Origin of the sequence: Streptomyces sp. NPDC004610 (genome assembly GCF_040609715.1) — a bacterium.
Lineage (GTDB): Bacteria > Actinomycetota > Actinomycetes > Streptomycetales > Streptomycetaceae > Streptomyces.
Genome location: NZ_JBEXLA010000011.1, coordinates 48289 through 72534 on the forward strand (window position 1 = coordinate 48289; position 24246 = coordinate 72534).

Sequence of the window (24246 nt, forward strand, 5' to 3'; positions counted from 1 at the left end):
GTTCAATAGCGGATTCCAGTGTCGTGCCGTCGCTGAACCGGCGTCAAGTAACGCGCGGCACGGTGCCGTAGGGTGCCGCCATGGCCGCGAACCAGGACGAGCGGACCCGCCGCAGGCTCTCCACCGAGCAGCGCCGCGCCGAACTGCTCTCGGTCGGCGCCCGCCTCTTCTCCGAGCATCCCTACGACGAGGTGCGGATCGAGCGGGTCGCGGAGATCGCGGGTGTCTCGCGCGGGCTGCTCTACCACTACTTCCCGACCAAGCGGGACTTCTTCGCGGGTGTGGTGGAGCGCGAGAGCGACCGCATGCTGCGGATGACGGCCCCCCGCCCCGGCGTCCCGGTCCGCGACCAGCTCACCGCGGGCCTGGACACCTATCTGGAGTACGTGCGCGAGCACGCGCACGGCTATCGCGCCTTCCATCGCGCGGACGCGGCAGGCGACCAGGCCGTACGGCGGGTCTACCAGCGGGCGCTGGCCGCGCAGGAGCGGCAGATCCTCGCCGCGCTGGCGGCGGACCCGGAGTTCGGACCGGCCGTCGCCGCCCGGCCGGAGCTGCGGCTCGCGGTGCGCGGCTGGCTGGCGTTCACCACCTCCGTCTGTCTGGAGTGGCTGCGGCGGCCGGAGCTGACGCGGGAACAGCTGCGGGAGCTGTGCGCGCGGGCCCTGCTGGGGGTCATCGCCGACTGAGGCCGCCCCGGCGTCGGGAGGGGTTCTTTATGCGCCGCCGACATCGGGTGATGCCGGGTCGGCCGTCATGTGACCCCTGTGTAAACCCCCGGTGCGCCTGGTTGGCGCGGGCCCCGAAGTCCGCTAGGTTAGGCAAGCCTAACCTTAGGAGGATCGCATGGGTGACAGCCAGCCCTGGACGGCCGTACCCGGCGCGGCGGAACGCGCCCGGTCGGTGCTCGCCGCCACCTGGTCGTGCACGGTGACCGCGGACGGCGGCCGGGAGGAGTTCGTCGGCGCGCACGAGACCGCCGAGGACGGCCGGGTGCTTCTGCACGTGCCCGAGGACAGCGCGCTGCTCGCCGCGGCGATCTGCGCCCCGCGCGGCGAGCCGTCCGCCGTCCTGGAGTTCGCCGATGTGGCCCCCGTGCCGGTGCGCCACCGGATCCGGGCCCGGCTCTGGCTCGCCGGCTGGTTCTCCTGCGTCGACGGCCATCTCGTCTTCCGGGCCACCCGGATCGTGCTGCACCAGCCGTCCGGCGCCGAGGTCATCGACCTCGACGAGTTCGCCGCCGCGCGCCCCGATCCCCTCGCCACCGCCGAGGCCTCGCTGCTCACCCACCTCGCCGACGCCCACCCCGACGCCGTCGAACGCCTCACCCGGCTCGTGGAGCCCGAGAGCCTGCTGGGCGCCGTGCGCGTCCAGCCGCTCGCCGTCGACCGCCATGGGCTGACCCTGCGCATCGAACGCAGCCGCGCCCACGGCGATGTACGCCTGCCGTTCCACACCCCCGCCGACACCGTCGCCCAGCTCACCGAGCGGATGCACGTACTGCTCGCCCAGGCCGGTTCCGCCGCCTGCTCCCGCCCCGCACTCCAGCGCCAGCGCACCGACGGCGACGGGTGACCCGCCCGGCGCCCCGGCAGCCGCAGCCGGGCACCGGGGCGTACGCGCACACCGCGAGGACGTCGGCCGGTCAAGCGGCCCCGACCGTCACCACTGGCCGTCCTGCACCGGCTTCCCCGGCGCGTCCCCGAGCGGCTTGATCTGGTGGGGGGCCGGTTCCTGCCAGGGCTCGTGGTCGTCGCCCAGCCAGTCGCCGACCGGCCTGACCTCGCCGAGGGTGTCCGCCGGGGACAGGTCCTCGGCCCCCTCGTCGTAGTAGTCGAACCAGGGGAGTCCCGCGCGGGTGTAGGCCGCGCGGTCCACCGGTGACGGCGGCGGGGCCTCGCCGGTGATCCGGCGCCACTCCGGCGGCGTCACCAGATGCACGAAGACCCGCCCGGCGGGCTCCGCCGCCCAGTCGGACGCGGGACGGTCGTCGCGGTACACCTCCTGGCGCATCGACCCGCCGACGCCCAGCCCCATCGCCGTACCGCGCGTCCGGGCGCCCCCGCCCGCCGGTGCCGGTGCCAACGGGGCCGCGCCCGCGGCCATCATCGGCCCCCTGAACGCCTGGGTGCGCCGCTCGGCGGCCAGCTGCCGCTGCTTCTCGCGCCAGGCGGCGAGCGCCCGGTCGTTCAGCGCGAACGACTGGAGCTGGATACCGCCCCACACCTCCTCGCCCGTCACCTGGCCCTCCACGGTCGCCCCGAGGCCCAGCGGCACCGCGACGAACTGCCGGACCGTGCCCTCACCGGAGTTGATGCCGTCCAGCCACGGCTGACGCGGCAGCACCAGATAGTTCTGCGGATCGCGCTCCAGCCGGTCGCTCCACGGCCTGCCCGACACCGCGCACACCTTGCCCACCCCGACCTGGAGCGCGGCCGGCTCCGTCGTGGAGCCGAAGCTCAGCCACATCGCCTCGCGCAGATACACCGGCAGCATCACCCCGCCGCGCGCCAGCCAGTCGGACGGCGCCGTGTCCGGGAAGTCCGCGACCCGGCGCACCGGGAAGTCACCGAGGCCGGGCGGCAGCGCGTGCGTCCCCGTCTCCGGCAGCCGCAGCGTCCGGATGAACCGCACCGCCGCACCGCCCGGCAGCCGCAGCGTGTTCCCCTCCATCCGTACCGTGCCGCCCGTGCCGCCCGTGCCGTCCGTGCCGTCCGTCGCGCTCGCGCTCGTCATACGTGCCGTCCCCCAGAGTCCGCCCGTGTGTGCGGTCCGCCCCGGAAGCCAGCCGCCGGACATCCGGCGGCAGCCCCTGCGCGGACCGCGCTTCCTCAGTGAGAACGTCCGACGCCCGCCGCCCGGTTCCGCATCGCCCGGCGCGAGGCGCGGGCCCGGTCGCGCAGCCGGGTGATCCGCGGCCGGCGTTCACGCTGCTCGCGCGAGTGCCGGTCCAGTTCCTCGAACAGCCGCCGGGTGCGGTGCTCGGTGTCCAGCTCGTCGATGATCCGGGTGGCCTCGGCGAGGATCGCCCCGTACAGCCGCCACTGCCGGGAGTCGTGCCGCACCTCCGCCAGCAGCAGCCGGTCGAGCGCGTCGCGGGTCGTGGCGGCCTGGCGCAGCCCGGCGGCGAGCCGGTCCTCCGCCGACTCGGCGCTCACACTCACACTCGTGGTGACCAGCACCGCGAAGCTCACCACCGCGTCCGCCACCTCCGACAGCAGCCGCTCCACCACCTCCCCCGTGCCCGCCGGGAACAGCGGCTGCGGATCCCGCTCCTTGGCGAGGTCGGTGAGCGTACGCGCGATGACCCGCAGCACGACCGTGCAGATCTCCAGCGTGTCCAGTCCGGTGCGCAGCACGATCCGGTGCAGCAGCCCCTCCTTCACCCGGGGATTGAGCCGCAGACTGTCCTCGGCCTGCCGCAGATCGGCGTCCACCCCGCCGATGTCGTGGTCCAGCCGCCGGGCCTCGTGCAGCCGCTCGGCCGCCTCCTGGGGCGGGGTCCGCCCGGCGGCCTCCTCACCGACCCGCAGCATCAGCTGCCGCACCCGCCGGGCCAGCTCCTCGATCGACGCGCCCGCCTCGTCCACCCACACCGGCGGCGCGATCAGCAGATTGCAGGCCAGCCCGACGACCGCGCCGATCAGCGTCTCCACCACCCGCGACCAGGCGGTGTCGCCCACCGCGGTCACCCCGAGCACCAGCATCGCGCTGATCGCCACCTCGGGCACGAACTCGTCGACCCGCACCAGATGCCCCACCGTCAGCGCGGCGATGATCACCAGCGCCAGACTCCACCAGGTCAGCCCCACCAGCAGACTGAACGCGATGGCGACCAGCACCCCGGCCACCACCGAGTTGACCCGGCGGATCCCGGTGGTGAGCGTCGAGTACAGGGTGACCTGCACCACCAGCAGCGCGGTCAGCGGCGCGGTCAGCGGCGCCGCCTCGGGACTCAGCCGCAGGGCGATGACATAGGCGATCGTCGCCGCGAAGGTGGACCGCAGCATCTGCACGATCACCGGATCACGGCTGCGCCGCCACACCTCCCGGACGGCCCGCGTCCACCACTCCCGTACGTTGCGCATCACAGGGGTGTTCCCGCGCGACGGCCCTTGAGTCACCTCGGACCCGGGCGGCTCACTCGTACAGCTTGTCCAGGAACGCCGACAGATTGCCCGTCGTCCGGGCGATCTGCTGCTCCAGGGTGAGGCTCTCCTCGAACCGGGCCCCGCTGTCCGGCACCTTCCGGCCCCGCAGATACAGGGAACAGGCCAGGTCGGTGCACATGTACAGGCCGACCGAGTTCCCCTCGCGCCCGGCGGCCCCGGCCTTGCGGGCGGTCATCAGGGACACCCCGCCGCCGCGATGGGTGGTCAGGCACAGCGAGCACATGCTGCGGTGCAGAAATCCGTGCCGCGCGGCCGGAAAGCGCAGCGCCACGCCGACGAGCCCGTCGGCCCGCTCGGTCACCAGATAGCTGCGGTCCGGGGCGCCCGGGTCCCGCCAGCCGAGGAAGTCCAGCTGGTCCCAGTCGCGCTCCCCGAGGTCCCGGGGCACGGCCAGGCGCTTGGCCTCGCCCTTGGAGCAGTTGACGAACGAGGTGCGGATGTCCTGCTCGGTGAGGGTGCGCATCGGATCTCCGGGAGGGGGTGCCAGGCCGGTCCCCGAGGATCCCGGGAACCGGCTCAGGCTAGGCAGCCGGGGGAGGGGCGAGCCACCGGTTTTCCGCCGGGCCCGGCGCTCGGCCCCTCCGCGCTCGGGAACGGTGGCCGGGATCGGCGCCCGGGGCCAACCCTCGTGCCGGGGAGCGGTGGCCGGGATCGGCGCCTGGAGCCAACCCTCGTGCCCGGGTGCGGTGGCCAGGATCGGCGCCTGGAGCCAACCCCCATGCCCAGGAGCGGTGGCCAGGACCGGCGCCCCGCGCACGCCCCGTGCCCGGGAGCGGGCGCCCGCCCAGGTCGGCGCATGAGCCCCCACGCCCGGGAGGCTCGGCGAACGGAGCAACCCCCGTGCCTGGAAGCGGGCGCCCGCCCATTACGCCCGGCGCCGGGAACACCCGTCCCCGCAGCCGGGAGCGGGCGCCCGCCCAGGTCGCCCGGCGTCGGAACACACACCCCGCGCCCGGATACGAGCACCCCGCCCAGGACGCCCGGCGCCCCGAACACACCCCCGCCCCGCCCTCACCCTCCCCCCACCCTCACTCGTGCAGCAGCCGCTCCGGAGTGATCGGCAGGTCGCGGACCCGCCGCCCGGTCGCGTGGTACACCGCGTTGGCGACGGACGCCGCGACCCCGATGGAGCAGATCTCGCCGAGCCCCTTGGTGCCGATGGGATGGGTGTCGTCCTCCAGCTCCACGAACCGGACCTGGATGTCCCCGACATCGGCGTGCACCGGGAAGTGGTAGTCGGTCAGCGCGGGGCTCAGCTGCACCCCGGTCACCGGGTCCGGGGTGATCTGCTCCATCAGCGCCCCGCCGATGGCGAAGATGATGCCGCCGCGGGCCTGGTTGGAGGCGGTCTTGGCGTTCAGTACCCGCCCGATGTCGAACACCGACAGATGGCGCACCACCCGCACCCGGCGCAGCCCGCTGTCGATCCGCACCTCCGTGAAGTGCGCCGCGAAACTGGCGCTGGCCCGGCCGCTCTCGACGGGGTCGTACTGCCCGGTCTCGGTGAGCGAGCCGATGCCGTGGCGGCGCAGCAGCGCGCTGTAGGTCTCCCCGGTGCGCGGCCGGGCGGTGAGGAACATCCGCCCGTTCTCCACGTCCACGGCGTCCTCGGCCGCCCCGTGCAGCGGCGAGCGGGGGTCGGCGACGGCCAGCCGGACCGCCGCCGCGCGCACCGCCTGCCCGGCCAGCATGACCGCGCTGCCGGTGTTGCCGGTGGCCGCCGACCCGTAGGTGGGCGCCGCCATGGGCTGGGTGGTGCTGCCCGCATGGATGGTGATCCGGCCCGGGGCGACCCCGAGATGGGACGCGGCGAGCTGCACCATCACGGTCAGCGTGCCGCCGCCGATCTCCTGGGCGGAGGTGGAGAGGTCGACGCGGCCGTGGGCGTGCAGCTCGATCCGGGCGCGGGCCGGGTCGTAGCCGTCGTGCCGGCAGCCCCCGGCCATGCCGTAGCCGATCAGCTCGTCCCCGTCGCGCATCGAGCCGGGGCGCGGATCGCGGCGCTCCCAGCCGAACTCGCGGACCCCGAGGTCGTAGCAGCGCGGCAGCCCGTTGCTGGTCCAGGGCTCGTCGGTGCTGAGGTCGGCCGTCGCGTAGTGGCGGCGGCGCAGCTCCACCGGGTCGCTGCCGGTCGCGTAGGCCAGTTCGTCCAGCGCGGACTCCAGGGCGAACTGCCCGGCGAGGTCGCCCGGGGTGCGCATGGAGGTGGGGGAGCCCTTGTGGACCTTGGTGATCCGGGCGCCGATCAGCACCGAGTCCACCGCGTAGACGTCCGGGGTGGTCATCGGGGCGCGCTCGGTGTAGTCGGTGTGCACGGAGGTGCCGTTGACGGTCTCGTGGATGATCGCGCGCATCCGGCCGTCCCGGTCGGCGCCGATCCGCACCCGCTGCCGGGTCGCGGCCATGTGCCCGGTGGTGGTGAAGTGCTGCTTGCGGGTCAGTACGAGACGCACCGGACGGTCCACCGCCCGCGCGGCCATCACCGCCAGCAGCGTGTACCCCCACACCTGGATCTTGCAGCCGAAGGCGCCGCCGATCAGCGAGGTGTCGAAGGTGATGTTCTCCTCCGGGACGGCGAAGGCCGCGGCGACCGTCTCCCGGGCCCGGTACACATACTGGTTGCTGGCGTACACCGTGAGCCGGTCGCCGTCCCAGTGGGCGAGCGCGGCACTGGGCTCGATCGGCGCGTGCGCGTAGTCGGGCGTGGTGAAGGCGCTGTCGATCCGTACGGCGGACGACGCGAAGTCGGCGTTCGCGTCGCCGCGCGAGTACCGCATCATCGGGTGCGGCGACGGATACAGGGCACCGAGCCCGGCCTCCAGGGTGGGCACCACGGGCAGCGGCTCGTAGTCGATGTCCACCAGGGTGACCGCGTGCTCGGCCTGCTGGAGGGTCTCGGCCACCACCACCGCCACATACTGCCCGCCGTAGTGCACCCGGTCGTCGGCCAGCGGGAAGCGGCCCTCCCCGGACTCCGGGGTGCCGGGCCACTCGGGCCGGTTCTCATGGGTGAGGACGGCGAGCACCCCGGGCGCCCGCTCGGCGGCGGAGATGTCGATGCTCCGGATCCGGGCGGAGGCCAGCGGGCTGGTCACCAGGCTCGCGTTCACCGCGCCGGTCACCTGGACGTCCCCGGTGTAGACGGCCCCGCCGGTGACCTTCGCGGTGGCCTCGACCCGGTCCAGCGGGGCGCCGATCGGCTCGGTCCACCCGGAGCGCTCGGGCGCGGTCGTCATGCTGCCACCTCCGTCAGGGCCCGGCGGACCACACCGCGGACCAGTTCCACCTTGTAGGCGTTGTCCCGCTGCGGCCGGGCGCCCTCGGTCGCCGCGTCGGCGGCGTCCTCGATGGCCTCGGCGTCGAACGTCCGCCCCACCAGGGCCCGTTCGGCCCCCTCCGCCCGCCAGGGCCGGGGCGCCACCCCGCCCAGCGCGATCCGCGCCGACCGCACCCGGCGCCCGTCCAGATCCACCACGACCGCCCCCGAGACCAGCGCGAACGCGTACGACGTACGCTCCCGGAACTTCACATAGTGCGAGCGCCGACCGCGCGGCTGCGCCCCGATCCGCACCCCCACGATCAGCTCCGCCCGCCGCAGCTCCGTCTGCCGCTCCGGGGTGTCGCCCGGCAGCCGGTGGAAGGAGCCGAGCGGGATCTCCCGCCGCCCGTCCGGCCCCTGCACCAGCACCACCGCGTCCAGCGCCAGGAGCGCCACGGCCATGTCGGAGGGGTGCACGGCGATACAGGACGAGGAGGTGCCGAAGAGGGCCTGCCCCGGGTTGGCGCCCTCGATGGAGGCGCAGCCGCTGCCCGGGTCGCGGCGGTTGCAGGCGAACTCGGTCTGCCGGTAGTAGGGGCAGCGCACGCCCTGGAGCAGATTGCCCGCGGTGGTGGCCATGTTCCGGATCTGCGCGGAGGCGCCCGACCGGATCGCCTCGGACAGCACGGGCGTACGCTCCCGCAACGTCCGGGCGGTGTCGCTGTTGGTGGCGAGCGCGCCGAGGGTGATCGTGCCGTCCGGTGCCCGGGTGATCCCGGCGAGATCGAGCCCGGCCACGTCGACCAGCCGGCCCGGCGTCTCGATGCCCTCCTTCATCAGGGCGACCAGATCCGTGCCGCCCGCGATGACCTTGGCCTCCGGGTCCGAGTCCAGCAGCCGCACCGCCTGCGCGACGGTGTCCGGCCGTTCCAGGTGAAAGGTCCGCACGGTCAGCGCCTCCCGCGGGCGTCGCGGATGGCCTGATGCATGTTCTGGTAGGCGGCACAGCGGCAGAGATTGCCGCTCATCAGCTCCGGGATGTCCTCGTCGGCGACATCCGGTTCCTCCGCGAGCAGCCCGACCGCGGACACCACCTGACCCGAGGTGCAGAAGCCGCACTGGAAGCCGTCCCGCTCGACGAACGCGGCCTGCACCGGGTGGAGTCGGCCCCCCTTGGCCAGTCCCTCGACGGTGGTGATCCGGCGCCCCTCGTAGCGCGCGGCCAGGGTGATGCAGGACAACTGCCGCTCACCGTCGACCAGTACGGTGCACGCTCCGCACGCGCCCTGGTTGCAGCCCTTCTTGCTGCCGGTCAGCCCGAGCCCGTCCCGCACCGCCTCCAGCAGGCTGGCCCGCACATCCAGGTCGACGGCGTGGGTGCGGCCGTTGACGTTCAGCGTCACCCGGGTGGTCTCGACGGGCGCGGCGGGCGCCGCCTCCACGGGCGCGGCGCCACCCCCCACGACGGTGGCCCCGACGAGGGTGCCTCCGGTCCCCAGACTGCGAGCGAGAAACGTACGACGACTGCTGCCGTCGGGTAGAAGAGCGTCCTGGGGCATGGGCGATGTCCTTTCGAGGGGGTGGGGGGTGGGGTGGGGGGGGGTGAGGTCGGGGGGAGGAGACGGCGGGATGTGGGAGGCGGGATACGAGAGGATTTCAGGTCGCAAATGCTAGGAACACCGACCGAAAGCCGAGCTAAAGCAAGGTCGAACACGGGGTCGCTCCGCGGGGGTGGTGGGGGAGGAGGGCGTGGGGAGGTGAGCCGCGGGGCGGCGGGCGCGGGTACGGGGCGCAATCCGCGAGGGGACGCGGGGCCAGGTCACCGGGGCCAGGTGACCGGGGCCGGATGACCGGGGCCGGATGGCCGGGTCCCGGGTCACCGCGTCCGGCGGCACGGCGTCCGGCAACCCGGCATCGGGCAACAGGCGTCCGGTGGCACCGCGTCCGGCCACACGGCATTCGGCGATACGGCATCCAGCGGCACCGCGTCCGGCCACACGGCATTCGGCGATACGGCATCCAGCGCCACGGCGTCCGGCCACACGGCATCCAGCGCCACTACGTCCGGCGCCACCGCGTCCGGCAGCATGGCACCCGGCGGCACCGCGTCCGGCCACACCGCCTCCAGCAACACGGCACCCAGCCACACGGCCTCCGACCGCACCCGGAAATCCAACCCCCGCAGCCAACACGCCACCCACCTCACGCATCCGAACAATTCCGGCCACACCGCGCGGCAGCGCCCCGTGGGGAATGTCCCGGTGGGTCGCGAAACGCCCCGCGTTCACTACCCTGTGAACCGTGCGCCGGGACCGCATAGCCGCCGCACAGGGGGCCGCCGCCCGCGAGACGGTCGCCCCGGTCGTCGCCCCGTACCCCGCCCGGCGGAGCCCCCCGCTTCGCTCAGCACATGAATTAAGGGTTCGAGAAAGGTCGCGGTCAGGACAGCCCGAGAGGTATGTTGCAGGTCGGACACAGGGCGGAAGGAGCCACATGACGGGGCGGAACGGGCGCACGGTACGGGATCTGAGGCGGGCCAACCGCACAGCCGTGCTGCAACGGCTCTACTTCGACGGCCCCCTCAGCCGCTTCGAGCTCGGCCCGGCCACGGGCCTCAGCTCCGGCTCGATCAGCAATGTGGTCGCCGACCTGGTCGGGGACGGCCTGGTCGAGGAGGCCGGCAGCGTCGACTCCGACGGCGGCCGGCCCCGTACCCTGCTCCGCGTCGCCCCCGGCAGCGGTCATATGATCGGCGTCGATGTCGGCGAGACCCGCGTCCGGGTCGAGCTGTTCGACCTCACCCTCACCGAACTCGCCCGCACCGAACGCCCCCTCGCCCCCCAGCGCTACGACGTCGAGGTGATCGTCGGTCATATCCGCGACGGCATCGCCGAGGTGCTGGAGTCCGCCGCCATCGCCCCCGAGCAGCTGCTCGGCGTGGGCATCGGCGTACCCGGCATCGTCGAGCGCACCGCCGGACGCGGCGCGGTGGTGCACGGCCAGACCATCGGCTGGGACGCGGTCCCGCTGGAGGAACTGCTCCGCGAGGGCTCCCCGCTGCCGGGCACGGTCCGCTACTTCATCGACAACGGCGCCAAGACCCTCGGCCAGGCCGAGATGTGGTTCGGCGGCGGGCGCGGCGCGCACAACGCCGTCGTCGTGCTGTTCGGCTCCGGCGTCGGGGCCTGCCTGGTCACCGCCGAGGTGGACAACGGGCGGGCCGTCGAGTGGGGGCATCTGACGGTCCGGGTGCGCGGGCGCCGCTGCCGCTGCGGAGCGCTCGGCTGTCTGGAGGCGTACGCGGGCGCCGAGTCGCTGCTGGAACGCTGGCGCGAGGCGGGCGGGCAGCCCCCTCGGGGCACCGACGAGGAGACCGCCCTCACCGCGATGCTCGCCGCCGCCTACCCCGCCGACGGCACCGACCCCGACCCGGTCGCCCTCGGGGTGCTGGAGGAGACCGCCGAGTACCTGGGCGCCGGGCTGTCCGATCTGATCAACCTCTTCCAGCCCGAGCGGATCCTGATCGGCGGCTGGGCCGGACTCCAGCTCGGCACCCGCTTTCTGCCCGCCGTCCGCCGCCACGCCATGTCGTACGCGCTGACCTATCCGGCGCAGAAGGTGACCGTGGAACTGGGGCGGCTCGGGCCGGACGCGGTCACCGTGGGGGCGGCGATCCTGCCGCTGGCCGACTTCTTCGCGCGCGGCGGACGCCGGCTGGAGCCCGCCCCGGAGGGGCCGACCCCCGCGTGGCAGGCGGTCCTTGAGGAGCGCGCCCCGCACTGAGGAGGCGGCGGGAGGAGGGCCGAGGGGGCCGGGGGGAGGGCCGAGGAGGGTCAAGGGGGCTGAGGGGGAGCCGAGGGAGGCCGGGGAGCGCCGGGGGAAGCCGTACCCGGCCCGGCCGGAAGTGCTCGTCTGTAACGTAGTTTTGACAGGCACTTGACAAATGGCCGGGTGGCCAACAGCATGCAAAGGGTTAGCAGAAATCTGCAATTCCCTTGGCTGTGTCACGCAATTAATACACACCGCAAGGGATATGCGCCCGAGCACGCCCAGAAGCCACCCGGCAAGCGCGGCCGGCGCGCGCCTTGCCTGACATCCCCCACCGTCAGGAAGGACGATCCTTCATGCATTGGCGCCCTCGCGCGGGGCTGAGAACGCTCACCGCGCTCGCGCTCGTCCTGGCCGGAGCCGTCACCGCGGCCCCCGCCGCCAGTACGGCCCCGCACGCCAGCACGACGTCCCACGCCAGTACGGAGTCCCACTCCAGTACGGAGTCCGCGGCGGCGGCCGACCTCCCGCCCGCCGACTACCAGCAGATCCAGCTCGCCACCGGAGCCGCCGAGACGGGCGAGCCGATGTCGCTGGCCGTGCTGCCCGACCGCTCCGTCCTGCACACCGCCCGCGACGGCACGATCCGCCTCACCGACGCGGCCGGCAACACCAAGCAGGCCGGGAAGCTCGACGTCTACACCCATGACGAGGAAGGGCTCCAGGGGATCGCCGCCGACCCGGCCTTCACCACCAACCGGTTCGTATACGTCTACTACTCCCCGAAGCTCACCACCCCGGCCGGTGACGCCCCCACCACCGGCACCGCCGCCGACTTCGAGCCCTGGAAGGGCCACCTCAACCTGTCCCGGTTCACCCTGAGGGCCGATGGCACCCTGGACATGGCCAGCGAGCGGATCGTCCTCGAAGTCCCCAACGACCGTGGCCAGTGCTGCCATGTCGGCGGCGACATCGACTTCGACACCGCCGGGAACCTCTATCTGACCACCGGCGACGACACCAACCCCTTCGACTCCGCCGGATACGCGCCGATCGACGAACGCACCAACCGCAACCCGCAGTTCGACGCCCAGCGTTCCTCCGGCAACACCAACGACCTGCGCGGCAAGCTGCTGCGGATCAAGCCCACCGCGGCCGGCGGCTACACCGTCCCGGCGGGCAACCTCTTCGCCGCGGGCACCGCGAACACCCGCCCCGAGATCTACGCCATGGGCTTCCGCAACCCGTTCCGGATGTCCGTCGACCGCGCCACCGGCACCGTCTACCTCGGCGACTACGGCCCCGACGCGGGCGGCACCGACGCCAACCGGGGACCCGGCGGCCAGGTCGAGTTCAACCGCATCACCTCGCCCGGCAACTACGGCTGGCCCTACTGCACCGGCACCAACACCACCGCCGAGACCTACAACGAGTACACCTTCCCGAGCGGCCCCTCGGCCGCCAAGTACACCTGCTCCGGCGGCCCGGCCAACAACTCCTTCCGCAACACCGGCCAGTCCACCCTGCCACCCGCCAGGGCGAGCTGGATCAAGTACGGCCTGGACGGCTCCCCGCCCGAGTTCGGCGGCGGCTCCGAGTCCCCGATGGGCGGCGAGGTCTACCGCTACGACCCGAACTCCACCTCCACGGTCAAGTTCCCCCAGTCCCTCGACGGCCGCTTCTTCGCCGCCGAGTACGGCCGCCAGTGGATCAAGGCCATCGAGGTCAAGGCCGACGGCACCTACGGCGTCATCGAGGACATGCCCTGGAACGGCACCCAGGTCATGGACACCGACTTCGGCCCCGACGGCGCCCTCTACGTCCTGGACTACGGCACCGGCGGCAACAACTCCGCCCTGTACCGCATCGAGTACATCGGCGGCGCCAACCGCAACCCGGTCGCCCAGGCGTCCGCCAACCGCACCTCCGGCGCCCTGCCGCTCGCCGTCCAGTTCTCCAGCGCGGGCAGCTCCGACCCCGAGGGCGGCGCGCTGACCTACTCCTGGAACTTCGGCGACGGCACCACCTCCACCGCGGCCAACCCCAGCCACACCTACACCACCGCGGGCACCTACCGCCCCACCCTCACCGTCCGCGACCCCCAGGGACTCACCGGCACCGCCAGTCTCGTCGTCACCGCGGGCAACACCGCGCCGACGGTCACCCTGCAACAACCCCTGGACGGCCAGCTGTTCTCCTTCGGCGACACCGTGCCCTTCACGGTGCAGGTCTCCGACCCCGAGGACGGCACGATCGACTGCTCCAAGGTCAAGGTCACCTATCTCCTCGGCCATGACGCCCACACCCACGCCATCACCTCCTCCACCGGCTGCCAGGGCACCATCACCGTCCCCGCCGACGGCGAGCACGACAGCGCCGCCAATCTGTACGGGGTCTTCGACGCCGAGTACACCGACGCCGCCGGGCTCACCACCCACTCCCTGCGCACCCTCCAGCCACGCCACCGGCAGGGCGAGCACTTCACCGCCCAGTCCGGCATCCAGACCGCCGACCACGGCCCCGCCGAGGGCGGCAGGACCGTCGGCTTCACCGACGACGGCGACTGGATCTCCTTCAAGCCGTACGCCCTCGCGGGTGCCACCCGGTTCACCGCCCGGGTCTCCTCCGGCGGCGTGGGCGGCCGGATCGAGGTCCGCGCCGGTTCCGCGACCGGCACCCTGCTCGGCACCGCGACCGTGCCGGTGACCGGCGGCTGGGAGACCTTCACCGACGTCACCGCCACCCTCGCCGGGGCACCGGCCGGGACCACCGACCTCTACCTCGTGTTCCGCGGGGTGACCGGACAGGGCAACCTCTTCGACCTCGACGCCTTCACCCTGGCCAGCGGCGGCACCACGACCACCCCGTGGGAGGCCGAGTCGTTCTCCTCCCAGTCCGGCGTCCAGGCCGCCGCGCACACCCCGGCCAGCGGCGGCTACACCCTCGGCTACATCGACAACGGCGACTGGGCGGGCTACGCCTCCGTCTCCACCTCCGGCGCCCGCTCCTTCACCGCGAAGGTCTCCTCCGCGGGCGCGGGCGGCACCATCACCGTCCGCTCCGGCTCCCAGACCGGACCCGTCCTCGGTTCGATGACCGTCCCGGTGACCGGCGGCTGGGAGACCTTCACCTCCGTCACCACCGCGCTCACCGGCACCGGCACCGGCCCGCTGTTCCTCACCTTCACCGGCGGCGCCGGAGCCCTCTTCGACATCGACACCTTCTCGCTGGGCACCACCGTCCTCACCTCCACGGCACGGAAGGGGTGACGACATGACCCGACCGACCCGACTGACCCGCGCCCTGCGCCGCCTCACCTCGGCCGCGGCCCTGGCCCTCATGGGTTCCCTGATCGTCCCGGCGGGCACCGCCCACGCCGCCGCCTTCGACGTCCTGGTGTTCTCCAAGACCGCCGGATTCCGCCACGACGCCATCCCCACCGGCCTCGACACCCTGCGCACCCTCGGCACCCAGAACGACTTCACCGTCACCACCACCGAGGACGCGAACGCCTTCACCACCGCCAACCTGGGCCAGTACGAGGCGGTGGTGTTCCTCAACACCACCGGCGATGTCCTCAACGCCACCCAGCAGACCGCGTTCCAGACCTATGTCGACTCCGGCGGCGGCTACCTCGGGGTGCACGCCGCCGCCGACACCGAGTACGACTGGCCCTACTACGGACAGCTGGTCGGCGCCTGGTTCCAGAGCCACCCGGCGATCCAGTCGGCCACCGTCCGCACCGAGGACCGCACCCACCCGGCCACCCAGCACCTGGGCGCCACCTGGACCCGCACCGACGAGTGGTACAACTACCGCGCCAACCCCCGCCCCAGCGTCCATGTCCTCCAGACGCTCGACGAGTCCACCTACAGCGGCGGCTCCATGGGCTCCGACCACCCCATCACCTGGTGCCACGGCCAGGGCCAGGGCCGCTCCTTCTACACCGGACTCGGCCACACCATCGAGTCCTACGCCGACCCCAACTTCCGCTCCCTGCTGCTCGGCGGGGTCCGCTACGCGGCCGGTCAGGTCACCGCCAACTGCGCGCCCCCGGCCGGTACCGGACAGATCGAGGCCGAGTCCTTCACCTCCCAGTCCGGTGTCCAGGCCGCCGCGCACGGCCCGGCCAGCGGCGGCCAGACCCTCGGCTACATCGACAACGGCGACTGGGCGGGCTACGCCTCCGTCTCCACCGCGGGCGCCCGCACCTTCACCGCGAAGGTGTCCTCGGCGGGCGCGGGCGGCCGGATCGAGGTCCGCTCCGGCTCCGCCACCGGCACCCTGCTGGGCTCGGTCGCGGTCCCGGTGACCGGCGGCTGGGAGACCTTCACCACCGTCTCCACCACCCTCACCGGCACCGCCACCGGCCCGCTCTTCCTGCGCTTCACCGGCGGCTCCGGCGCCCTCTTCGACATCGACACCTTCAGCCTCGCCGCCCAGACCACCCAGGCCCTCTCCAACGACGTCCACCTCTTCTACTACCCCTGGTACGGCAGCCCCGCCGTCAACGGCGGCTGGCGCCACTGGCAGCAGGGCACCCGCACCCCGCCCAGCGACGTGGGCGCCGACCTCTACCCCACCCTCGGCGCCTATGACTCCGGCGACTTCGCCGGAGCCGTCGCCCAGCACATGGAGTGGGTCGCCCGCTCCGGCGCCGGAGTGCTGGTCTACAGCTGGTGGGGCCAGGGCAGCTACGAGGACCGGCTCGCCCGCGGAGTCCTGGACGCGGCCCAGAAGAAGGGCATCAAGGTCGCCTGGCACCTGGAACCGTACGGCGGCCGATCCGCCGCCTCCACCGTCGCCGACATCCAGTACATCAACAGCACCTACGGCGGCCACCCGGCCTTCTACCGCTCCGCCGCCCACGGCAACAAGGGCGCCTACTACGTCTTCCAGAGCCTGGACATCCCCGACTGGACGGCGCTGGACCAGGTCACCGGCTCCAGCATCGTCCTCGCCCAGACCACCGACACCACCAAGATCGCGCACTTCTCCGGCATGTACACCTACGACGGCATCGCCGGTGCCACCGCCCCCGGCTGGAAGCAGGCCGGTGACTATGCCCGCGCCAACGGCCTGATCTGGTCCCCGTCCGTCGCCCCTGGCTACATCGACGACCGGGCCGTCCCCGGCAACTCCACTCCCACGGTGGCCCGCGCCAATGGCGCCGCCTACGACCGGCAGTGGAACAACGCCCTGGACCCGGCCATCGGTGGCAACCCCACCTGGGTGTCGGTGACCTCGTTCAACGAATGGCACGAGGGCAGTTCCATCGAGCCCGCCGACTCCACCCCGCCCACCGGCTTCGGCTACCAGACCTACAACGGTGCCTACGGACAGACCGGCACCGCCGCCGAGACCGCCTACCTCGACCGCACGGCGTACTGGGTGGGCCGCTTCAACCCGTAGTCAAGGCCCCTCTCCGAGGGTGCCCGGACCTCACCGTCCGGGCACCCGTTCCCCCTGCTCCCGGCCGAGTCCTCATCAGGAGGATGCGTGTCTCTCCTCTCCGCCCCCACCGCCACCCGGCGCAGCAGCTGGGCCGCCGCCCTGCTCACCGCCGCGTCCCTGCTCACCGCGGCCCCCGCCCAGGCCGCCCCCGACGCCGCCACCGGCATCGCCGCCCTGCCCACCGACTGGTCCACCGTCGTCAACCAGGGCAGCGGCAAATGCCTGGACGCCCGCGCCGCGGGCACCGCCAACGGCACCGCCGTCCAGCAGTACACCTGCAACAACTCCACCGCCCAGCAGTGGTCGTTCACCACCACCACCGACGGCTACATCCGGATCAACAACCGGGGCAACGCCACCCAGGTCGTCGACGTCTCCAACGTCTCCACCGCCGACAACGCCGCCGTCCACCTCTGGGCCTACGGCGGCGGCACCAACCAGCAGTGGCTGCCGGTGGACGAGGGCGGCGGCGCCTATCACTTCGTCAACCGCAACAGCGGCAAGTGCCTGGACGTCCCCGCCGCCTCCACCGCCGACAGCGTCCAGCTCGTGCAGTACACCTGCAACGGCAGCGCCGCCCAGACCTTCCAGGTCGCCCCGGTCACCCCGCCGCCCGGCGGCATCGACCTCGGCCCCAATGTGGCCGTCTTCGACCCCTCCATGCCGGCGTCGACCATCCAGAGCCGGGTCAACTCCATCTTCCAGCAGCAGGAGACCAACCAGTTCGGCTCCCAGCGCTACGCCCTGCTCTTCAAACCCGGCACCTACAGCGCCGATGTCAATGTCGGCTTCTACACCCAGGTCGCCGGGCTGGGGCTGTCGCCGGACTCGGTGAACATCAATGGGGCCGTGCATGTGGAGGCGGACTGGTTCCCGCCGCAGAACGCCACCCAGAACTTCTGGCGGGGCGCCGAGAATCTGTCGGTGAATCCGGCGGGCGGCGCGGACCGGTGGTCGGTGTCCCAGGCGTCCGCCTACCGGCGGATGCATGTCCGGGGCGGTCTGGCGCTCAGTGACGGTGGCTGGTCCAGCGGTGGGTTCATGGCCGACAGCAAGATCGACGGCCAGGTCAACTCGGGTACGCAGCAGCAGTGGCTGACCCGCAACTCACAGCTGGGCAGCTGGACCGGCTCCAACTGGAACATGGTGTTTGTCGGCAGCCAGGGCGTCCCCGGCACCAGCTTCCCCAGCCCGCCCTACACCACCGTCGCGCAAACCCCGGTCGTCCGTGAGAAGCCGTTCCTCTACATCGACTCGGCGGGCACCTACCAGGTCTTCGTCCCCGCCCTGCGCGCCAACAGCACCGGCACCACCTGGGCCAACGGAACGGCGGCGGGGTCGTCGCTGCCGATCGACCAGTTCCACATCGTCAAGCCGGGCGCGACGGCCGCCGAGATCAACGCGGCACTCGCGGCGGGCAAGAACCTCCTGGTCACCCCCGGTGTCTACCACCTCAACCAGACCCTCCAGATCAACCGCCCCGACACCGTCGTCCTCGGTCTCGGCCTGGCCACCTTCATCCCCGACAACGGCATCACCGCCATGCGCGTCGCCGACGTCGACGGGGTGAAACTCGCCGGGATCCTCTTCGACGCCGGGACGGCCAACTCACCCACCCTCCTGGAGGTCGGCCCCGCGAACTCCGCCGCCTCCCACGCCGCCAACCCCACCTCCCTGCACGACATCTACTTCCGCGTCGGCGGCGCCGCCGTCGGCAGGGCCACCACCAGCCTCACCGTCAACAGCGACCACGTCATCGGCGACCACCTGTGGATCTGGCGCGGCGACCACGGCACCGGCATCGGCTGGAACACCAACACCGGCGACACCGGACTCATCGTCAACGGCGACAACGTCACCATGTACGGCCTCTTCGTCGAGCACTACCAGAAGTACCAGACCATCTGGAACGGCAACGGCGGCCGGACCTACTTCTACCAGAACGAAATGCCCTACGACCCACCCAACCAGGCAGCCTGGATGAACGGCACCACCCAGGGCTACGCCGCCTACAAGGTCGCCAACACCGTCACCAGCCATCAGGTCTACGGCTTCGGGAGCTACTGCTACTTCAACGTCAATCCGGGGGTGGCCGCCGAGCGGGCCATCGAAGCCCCGAACACGGCGAATGTGCGGTTCACCAGCATGGTGACCGTCTCCCTCGGCGGGGTCGGCACCATCCGCCGGGTCATCAACGACCGGGGCGGGCCGTCCAACTCCACCACCAACGTCGCCAACCTCACCAGCTACCCCTGACCACCCCCCACAGGCCGGAGGCCGGGAACCCCGCCGAGGGCTCCCGGCCTCCGGGTCCGGTCAGGCGTAGGCGTCGAAGGCGATGCCCGAGGGCTTCGAGTAGTTGAGGTGCCACTCGAAGTCGCCGTTCTTGATCTTGAGGGAGGCGGAGCCGAAGTTCGCCGCCGTCAGCTTGTCGCGGTAGCCCGCCGGGTAGCCGTCCCAGCCCACCAGACGCGGGTAGAACCAGTTGCCGGTGTGGTTCTCGGCCGGCTCGTCATTGCCGTTGGCGAACCGGAAGCAGTGGGTCGACGCCCCGTCCTTGTGGTACACGATCTTCGGATGGGTCCCGTCGAACCGGATCGCCGACCGGGCGGCCACCTGGTACGAGGAGTGCTGGGACACCGACACGTACGCGACCTGGTCGTTCTGGATCCACACCACGACATGCTCCCAGTCATGGGTGTGCCCGATCGCGGCCGGGCCCAGGGTGGCCTGGTCCTTCTCGAAGTAACTCGCGTACATCACCGCGCACCAGCCGTTGTTGCACTTGGCGCGCGAGTAGGTGTTGGCCTGGGCGAGCTGGGCGTAGTCGCGGCACTTGCCGTTGACGTCGCCGCCCAGCGGCAGTCCAGGGTTGATCGTGCCGTCGGCGCCGATCGCGGCGGTGGCGTAGCAGCCGTCGCCGTCGTAGTCGTAGGCGGGGGAGAAGGTCTGGTCCAGGCCCGGCGCGTTCTGCGGCAGCGCGGTGAGCACACTGGCCCGGGCCTGGGCGGGGAGGGCGACGACCAGGGCCATCGCGCCGAGGGCGGCGGCGACCACGGAACGGCGCCGGACACGGGTGGGGGCGGCGGTGCCGGAACCTCTGGTGGGGGACAGCGGGTTGCGCACGTCGACTCCTGACTGCGAACGAGACGCTGGATGCGCTCGGCCAATTCAGGTCCAGACCTTCGCAGGCCCGATTCGACGACGTCAATGACTCGGCGACAGACGGCACTTGACCTCCGTCGGGAGCACCCGAGCCGTTCACCTGCCGGTCGGAATGACCCCGTCCGCGGCCATCGCTGGTACCGCGCCTCCGGCGACCCCGCCGTCCGGACGGATCCGTCAGCGCCGCCCCCCGAACGCGTCCACCCCCGTCCGCTCCGCCGACAGGGTCCACAGGCGGGCCGCCTGCTCCGGGTCCGTCGCGTAGGGCATGACGCCGGAGCGCGCGCCGTCGGCGGCGGGCTCGGCGATGTCGCAGTCCTCCAGGTACACCCCGCCCAGCCCGTCCAGCCGGGGCGAGGTCGCCGCCCAGACCTGGGTGGCGGCGCCCTGCTGCGGGGTCTTGAAGGCGTCCGGGTCGACCGGCTCGCCGTGCTCGTCGATCCAGCCGCGCCCGACCATCTCCTCGGTGCTCAGATGGCGCTGGAGCGGGGTCAGGATGCCGCCCGGGTGCAGGGCGAAGGCCCGGACCCCGGCGTCCCGCCCGAGCCGGTCCAGCTCCACCGCGAACAGCACATTGGCGGTCTTGGCCTGGCCGTAGGCGAGCCACTTGTCGTAGCCGTCGCGGAAGTCGATGTCGTCCCAGCGGACGGCGGAGTTGTGGTGGCCGGCCGAGGACACCGACACCACCCGCGCCCCGCCCGGCTCGATGGCCGGCCACAGCCGGTTGACCAGGGCGAAGTGCCCGAGGTGGTTGGTGGCGAACTGGGCCTCCCAGCCGGGGCCGACCCGGGTCTCGGGGCAGGCCATGATCCCGGCGTTGTCGATCATGAGGTCGATGGTGCGCCCGGAGGCCAGGAAGCGGTCGGCGAAGCCGCGCACACTCTCCAGGTCACCGAGGTCCAGCGCGTCCACTTCGACCCCGTCCAGGTCCTTCAGCGCCTCGCGGGCGGCCTCCGGGCGGCGGGCCGGGACGACGACCCGGGCACCGGCGCGGACCAGCGAGCGGGTGGTCTCCAGACCGAGCCCCGAGTAGCCGCCGGTGACGACGGCGAGCCGTCCGGTGAGATCGATGCCCTCAAGCACCTCGTCGGCGGTGGTGCGGGCGCCGAAGCCGGATCCGATCGCGTGCTGTGCAGTGGTGGTCATGTTCGGAACGCTACGAATTGGAGCGCCCTCGAAGTCAAGCGCGGGCGGCCCGGTCGGGGCCGCGAGCGGCCCGTCGCGGGCAGGGGAAAGCCCCGACCGCGACGGGGGAACCACGGTCGGGGCAGCTCAGGGTGGGGTGCGAAGGGCGGTCGCCTCCTGGCGAGGGGCTCCACAGGGCTTCAGCCGAACGATCGTCCCTGTGGGCGAAAGGTGAGGCCCGGGGACACTGTTCCCTTCGCACCCACGGTCTGTTCAACGGAGAACCACCTCTGGTTGTTCCCGCCCCTGCGTGAACCGTGTCACCGCCCTGCGTGAGCCGTGCCACTGCCCTCCGCCAGTCGTGCCACTGCCCTCCGTCAGCCGTGCCACCGCCCTCCATGAGCCCTGTCACCGCGCCACCCCGGCCGGTACCCGACCCTCCTTGGTCCAGGCCAGCAGCTCCTCCCGGGACCAGGTGGTGACCACCCGTTCGGCGGGCACCCCGCACTCCTCGGCCCGCGCGCACCCCAGGAGCTGCCAGTCCAGCTGGCCGGGCGCGTGGGCGTCGGTGTCGATCGAGAACAGCACGCCCGCGTCCACCGCCCGGCGCAGCAGCCGCCGGGGCGGGTCGAGCCGCTCGGGCCTGCTGTTGATCTCCAGTGCCGTCCCGGTCTCGGCGCACGCCGCGAACACCTCGTCCGCGTCGAAACTGGACTCGGGCCGGGGCCGCCCGCCGTCCCGCCCGATCAGCAGCCGCCCGGTGCAGTGCCCGAGGATGTCGGAGCGCGGATCGCGGACGGCGGCCACCATCCGCCGGGTCATCGCGCGGGCGTCCATCCGCAGCTTGGAGTGGACCGACACCACGACCACGTCGAGCCGCTCCAGCAGCTCGGGCTCCTGGTCCAGCGAGCCGTCCTCGTGGATGTCGCACTCGATGCCGGTGAGCAGCCGGAAGGGCGCCCAGGTCGCGTTGAGGGCGGCGATCACATCGAGCTGTTCGCGCAGCCGCCCGGGGCTCAGCCCGCGCGCCACCGTCAGCCGGGGGGAGTGGTCGGTGAGCGCCGCCCACTCATGGCCGAGCGCGGCGGCCGTACGGCCCATCTCCTCGATCGGGCTGCCGCCGTCGGACCAGTCGGAGTGCAGATGGCAGTCGCCGCGCAGCAGCGCCCGCAGCTCGCGCCCCCGCTCGGGCTCCGGCCCGGCCGCCGCCTCGTCCTCCAGCCCCGCCAGATACTCCGGTACGTGTCCGGCGAGGGCCTCGGTCACCACCTGGCCGGTCTTGGGGCCGACGCCCTTGAGCCCCTCCAGTGTCCCGGCCTCCGCCCGCCGCCGCACCTCGTCCGGGCCGAGGGCGGTGAGCACCCGGGCGGCGGTGCGGAAGGCGCGCACCCGGTAGGACGGCGCCAGGGACCGCTCCAGCAGGAAGGCGATCCGCTCCAGGGCCTCGACGGGATCCATCGCCACCTCCTGCCCCCAGGGTTCCGCACCCCCGCCCCCGGCGCACGGCGGAGCCCCGGGCCCGGCGCAGCGCCCGTGCCGAGGGATCTTCCCGGGGCCCGCCGATCACCGCCGACGGGCCCCGGAGGGCGTGACGCGTCCGGGCCGGGGGTGCCGACCCGGACGCATCAACAGATCATTCCGGACAAATGCGCTCTACGCTCTAGGCATGACCGAAGTAGCGAGTCCGCGTATCTTCCGCCCGCGGATCATGGTGCTCGGCGTCCAGCCCGGCACCCCGCCGTTCCGCATCGTGGAGATCGACGGCGAGGTGGTCGGCGCGGCGAGGACCGTCATCGACGTCCTCGAAGTGGCCGCCGAGTGGGGTATCACCGTGCACGATCTGGACGATCCGGACGTGGTCTGCTGGGTCGGCGGTGACAAGTTCACCTGGATCCCGCGCTGACCGGCCCTCCGCTCAGCCGACGGTCCACTTCTGGGCGGCGGTGCCGTTGCACGTCCACAGTTGGAGCCGGGTCCCGTTGGCGGAACTGGCGCCGGTCACGTCCACGCACTTGTTCGCCTGGACGTTCACGATGTCCTGCGCCGCGCTGACCGACCATCTCTGGGCGCCGGACCCGTTGCAGTCCCACAGCTGGAGCCGGGTGCCGTCGGCGGTCCCGCCCCCGGTGGCGTCCAGGCACTTGCCCAGCGCCCGGATGGTGCCGTCCGAGCCGACCGTCCACTGCTGCGCCCCGGACCCGTTGCAGTCGTAGAGCTGGACGGCGGTGCCGTTGGCGGAGCCGCCGCCCGCCACGTCGGCGCACTTTCCGGCCAGGCCCCGGATCGCCGAGCCGCTGCCGCCGCTGTCGCCGGTGGTGACGGTGACATGGTCGACCACCATCTGCTGCGGGAACACCGAGGAGCCGTTCGGGTCGCCGGGCCAGTAGCCGCCCACCGCGAAGTTCAGGATCAGGAAGAACGGCTTGTTGAACACCCACTGACGGCCGCCGAGGTCGGCCGGGGTGCGGGTCTGGTAGACGTTGCCGTCCACGGACCAGGTGATGGCGTTGGGCGACCAGTCCACCGCGAAGGTGTGGAAGGCGTCCGCGAACGCCTGCCCGCCCGGCAGCGAGTAGGCCGCGCCGATCCCGCCCGACCCGGAGTAGCCGGGACCGTGGAGGGTGCCGTGCACGGTCGACGGTTCGAAGCCGACGTTCTCCATCACGTCGATCTCGCCCGAGTTGGGCCAGCCGACCTGGCCGAGGTCGTTGCCGAGCATCCAGAACGCCGGCCACATGCCCTGACCGCGCGGCACCTTGATCCGGGCCTCGACATGCCCGTACTGCGCGGTGAACCGCCCGGCGGTGTTCAGCCGGGCCGAGGTGTACTCGCACCGGCCGTACCAGCACTGGTAGTTGTTCGGGTTCTCCCGGCGGGCGGTGATCACCAGCTGGCCCTGGCCGTTGAGGGCCGCGTTGGCGTTGCCTGCGGTGTAGTACTGCCGCTCATGGTTGTTGACGTTGTCGCCGGTCTCGATCTGCCACTTCGAACCGTTCACGGCGGAACCGGCCGCACCGTCGAAGTAGTCGGAGAAGACCACCGCCTGGGCACCGATCTCACCTTCGGCGGTCACGGTCGCGGTGGCGGAGACGGTGGCGGCGTCGTCCGGACGGGCCTGTGCGGGGGTGGCGACCGCCGCCGAGCCGACCATCACGGCCGACAGGGCGGCGAGCAGACATCTGCGGAGCAGTCGTGGAGAGGCCACGGCTCTCCCTTCCGTAGGCGGCCCGAGGGGGCGGGTGTGCCTACCGAGGTGGGGGAAAGAGAGGTCGCCCTTGATTTAAGTAATGAGATAAGGGGCCG

18 protein-coding genes are annotated in these 24246 nt (G+C 72.4%); 7 read left to right on the forward strand and 11 right to left on the reverse strand.

Translation table 11 applies throughout. The features are described 5' to 3' along the window. Positions 1–80: 80 nt before the first annotated feature. Both ABZX40_RS14510 and ABZX40_RS14515 read left to right on the forward strand, forming a co-directional pair. Entirely contained in the window at positions 81–689 is a 609-nt protein-coding gene (locus ABZX40_RS14510) for a helix-turn-helix domain-containing protein (RefSeq protein ID WP_355737931.1), read from the forward strand. 157 nt (positions 690–846) lie between these two features. After that, positions 847–1575 (forward strand): DUF2470 domain-containing protein, encoded by a 729-nt coding sequence (locus ABZX40_RS14515; protein WP_355737934.1) that lies wholly within the window; start codon positions 847–849, stop codon positions 1573–1575. 87 nt (positions 1576–1662) lie between these two features. On the opposite strand, the gene ABZX40_RS14520 is transcribed toward ABZX40_RS14515, so the two are convergent. The 7 genes from ABZX40_RS14520 to ABZX40_RS14550 form a co-directional block, all read right to left on the reverse strand. Then, the gene (locus tag ABZX40_RS14520) at positions 1663–2736 is read right to left on the reverse strand and encodes a hypothetical protein (RefSeq protein WP_355737937.1); all 1074 of its coding nucleotides are present in this window, start codon (positions 2734–2736) and stop codon (positions 1663–1665) included. Between the two features lie 95 nt (positions 2737–2831). After that, the gene (locus ABZX40_RS14525) at positions 2832–4088 is read right to left on the reverse strand and encodes an FUSC family protein (RefSeq protein ID WP_355737939.1); all 1257 of its coding nucleotides are present in this window, start codon (positions 4086–4088) and stop codon (positions 2832–2834) included. Between the two features lie 52 nt (positions 4089–4140). After that, a complete protein-coding gene (locus ABZX40_RS14530; RefSeq protein WP_355737942.1) occupies positions 4141–4635 on the reverse strand; it encodes an FBP domain-containing protein in 495 nt (164 codons plus the stop codon). A 565-nt stretch (positions 4636–5200) separates the two neighbouring features. Continuing rightward, positions 5201–7408 (reverse strand): xanthine dehydrogenase family protein molybdopterin-binding subunit, encoded by a 2208-nt coding sequence (locus ABZX40_RS14535; protein ID WP_355737945.1) that lies wholly within the window; start codon positions 7406–7408, stop codon positions 5201–5203. Further along, on the reverse strand, positions 7405–8379 hold the full coding sequence (locus ABZX40_RS14540; RefSeq protein ID WP_355737947.1) for a xanthine dehydrogenase family protein subunit M: 975 nt from the start codon (positions 8377–8379) through the stop codon (positions 7405–7407). The genes ABZX40_RS14535 and ABZX40_RS14540 overlap by 4 nt, the downstream gene beginning before the upstream one ends. A 2-nt stretch (positions 8380–8381) precedes the next feature. After that, on the reverse strand, positions 8382–8990 hold the full coding sequence (locus ABZX40_RS14545; RefSeq protein WP_355737949.1) for a (2Fe-2S)-binding protein: 609 nt from the start codon (positions 8988–8990) through the stop codon (positions 8382–8384). 317 nt (positions 8991–9307) lie between these two features. Beyond that, the gene (locus ABZX40_RS14550) at positions 9308–9607 is read right to left on the reverse strand and encodes a hypothetical protein (RefSeq protein WP_355737952.1); all 300 of its coding nucleotides are present in this window, start codon (positions 9605–9607) and stop codon (positions 9308–9310) included. A 317-nt stretch (positions 9608–9924) separates the two neighbouring features. Here ABZX40_RS14550 and ABZX40_RS14555 point away from each other — a divergent pair, with 317 nt between their 5' ends. The 4 genes from ABZX40_RS14555 to ABZX40_RS14570 all read left to right on the forward strand — a co-directional run bounded on the left by ABZX40_RS14555 (position 9925) and on the right by ABZX40_RS14570 (position 18909). After that, positions 9925–11214 (forward strand): ROK family protein, encoded by a 1290-nt coding sequence (locus ABZX40_RS14555; protein WP_355737954.1) that lies wholly within the window; start codon positions 9925–9927, stop codon positions 11212–11214. Between the two features lie 341 nt (positions 11215–11555). Continuing rightward, on the forward strand, positions 11556–14468 hold the full coding sequence (locus ABZX40_RS14560) for a carbohydrate-binding protein (RefSeq protein WP_355737956.1): 2913 nt from the start codon (positions 11556–11558) through the stop codon (positions 14466–14468). Positions 14469–14472: 4 nt separating this feature from the next. After that, entirely contained in the window at positions 14473–16611 is a 2139-nt protein-coding gene (locus tag ABZX40_RS14565; protein WP_355737958.1) for a ThuA domain-containing protein, read from the forward strand. 87 nt (positions 16612–16698) lie between these two features. Further along, positions 16699–18909 (forward strand): RICIN domain-containing protein, encoded by a 2211-nt coding sequence (locus tag ABZX40_RS14570; RefSeq protein WP_355737961.1) that lies wholly within the window; start codon positions 16699–16701, stop codon positions 18907–18909. Positions 18910–18969: 60 nt separating this feature from the next. Here the strand turns inward: ABZX40_RS14570 and ABZX40_RS14575 are convergent, their stop codons facing one another. From ABZX40_RS14575 to ABZX40_RS14585, 3 genes are all read right to left on the reverse strand, one after another. Further along, positions 18970–19686, reverse strand: a complete 717-nt coding sequence (locus ABZX40_RS14575; RefSeq protein ID WP_355738357.1) for an NPP1 family protein — start codon at positions 19684–19686, stop codon at positions 18970–18972. A 309-nt stretch (positions 19687–19995) separates the two neighbouring features. Beyond that, a complete protein-coding gene (locus ABZX40_RS14580) occupies positions 19996–20964 on the reverse strand; it encodes an SDR family NAD(P)-dependent oxidoreductase (RefSeq protein ID WP_355737964.1) in 969 nt (322 codons plus the stop codon). A gap of 387 nt (positions 20965–21351) precedes the next feature. Further along, positions 21352–22401 carry a PHP domain-containing protein gene (locus tag ABZX40_RS14585; RefSeq protein ID WP_355737966.1) on the reverse strand — a complete coding sequence of 350 codons (1050 nt, stop codon included), beginning with the start codon at positions 22399–22401 and terminating at the stop codon, positions 21352–21354. A gap of 208 nt (positions 22402–22609) precedes the next feature. Here ABZX40_RS14585 and ABZX40_RS14590 point away from each other — a divergent pair, with 208 nt between their 5' ends. Next, positions 22610–22846: a hypothetical protein gene (locus ABZX40_RS14590; protein ID WP_355737969.1), complete on the forward strand. Its 237-nt coding sequence runs from the start codon at positions 22610–22612 to the stop codon at positions 22844–22846. Positions 22847–22858: 12 nt separating this feature from the next. Here ABZX40_RS14590 and ABZX40_RS14595 read toward each other — a convergent pair whose 3' ends face one another. Then, complete coding sequence (locus ABZX40_RS14595) at positions 22859–24148, reverse strand: family 16 glycosylhydrolase (protein ID WP_355737971.1); 1290 nt, start codon at positions 24146–24148, stop codon at positions 22859–22861. Positions 24149–24246 lie beyond the last annotated feature (98 nt).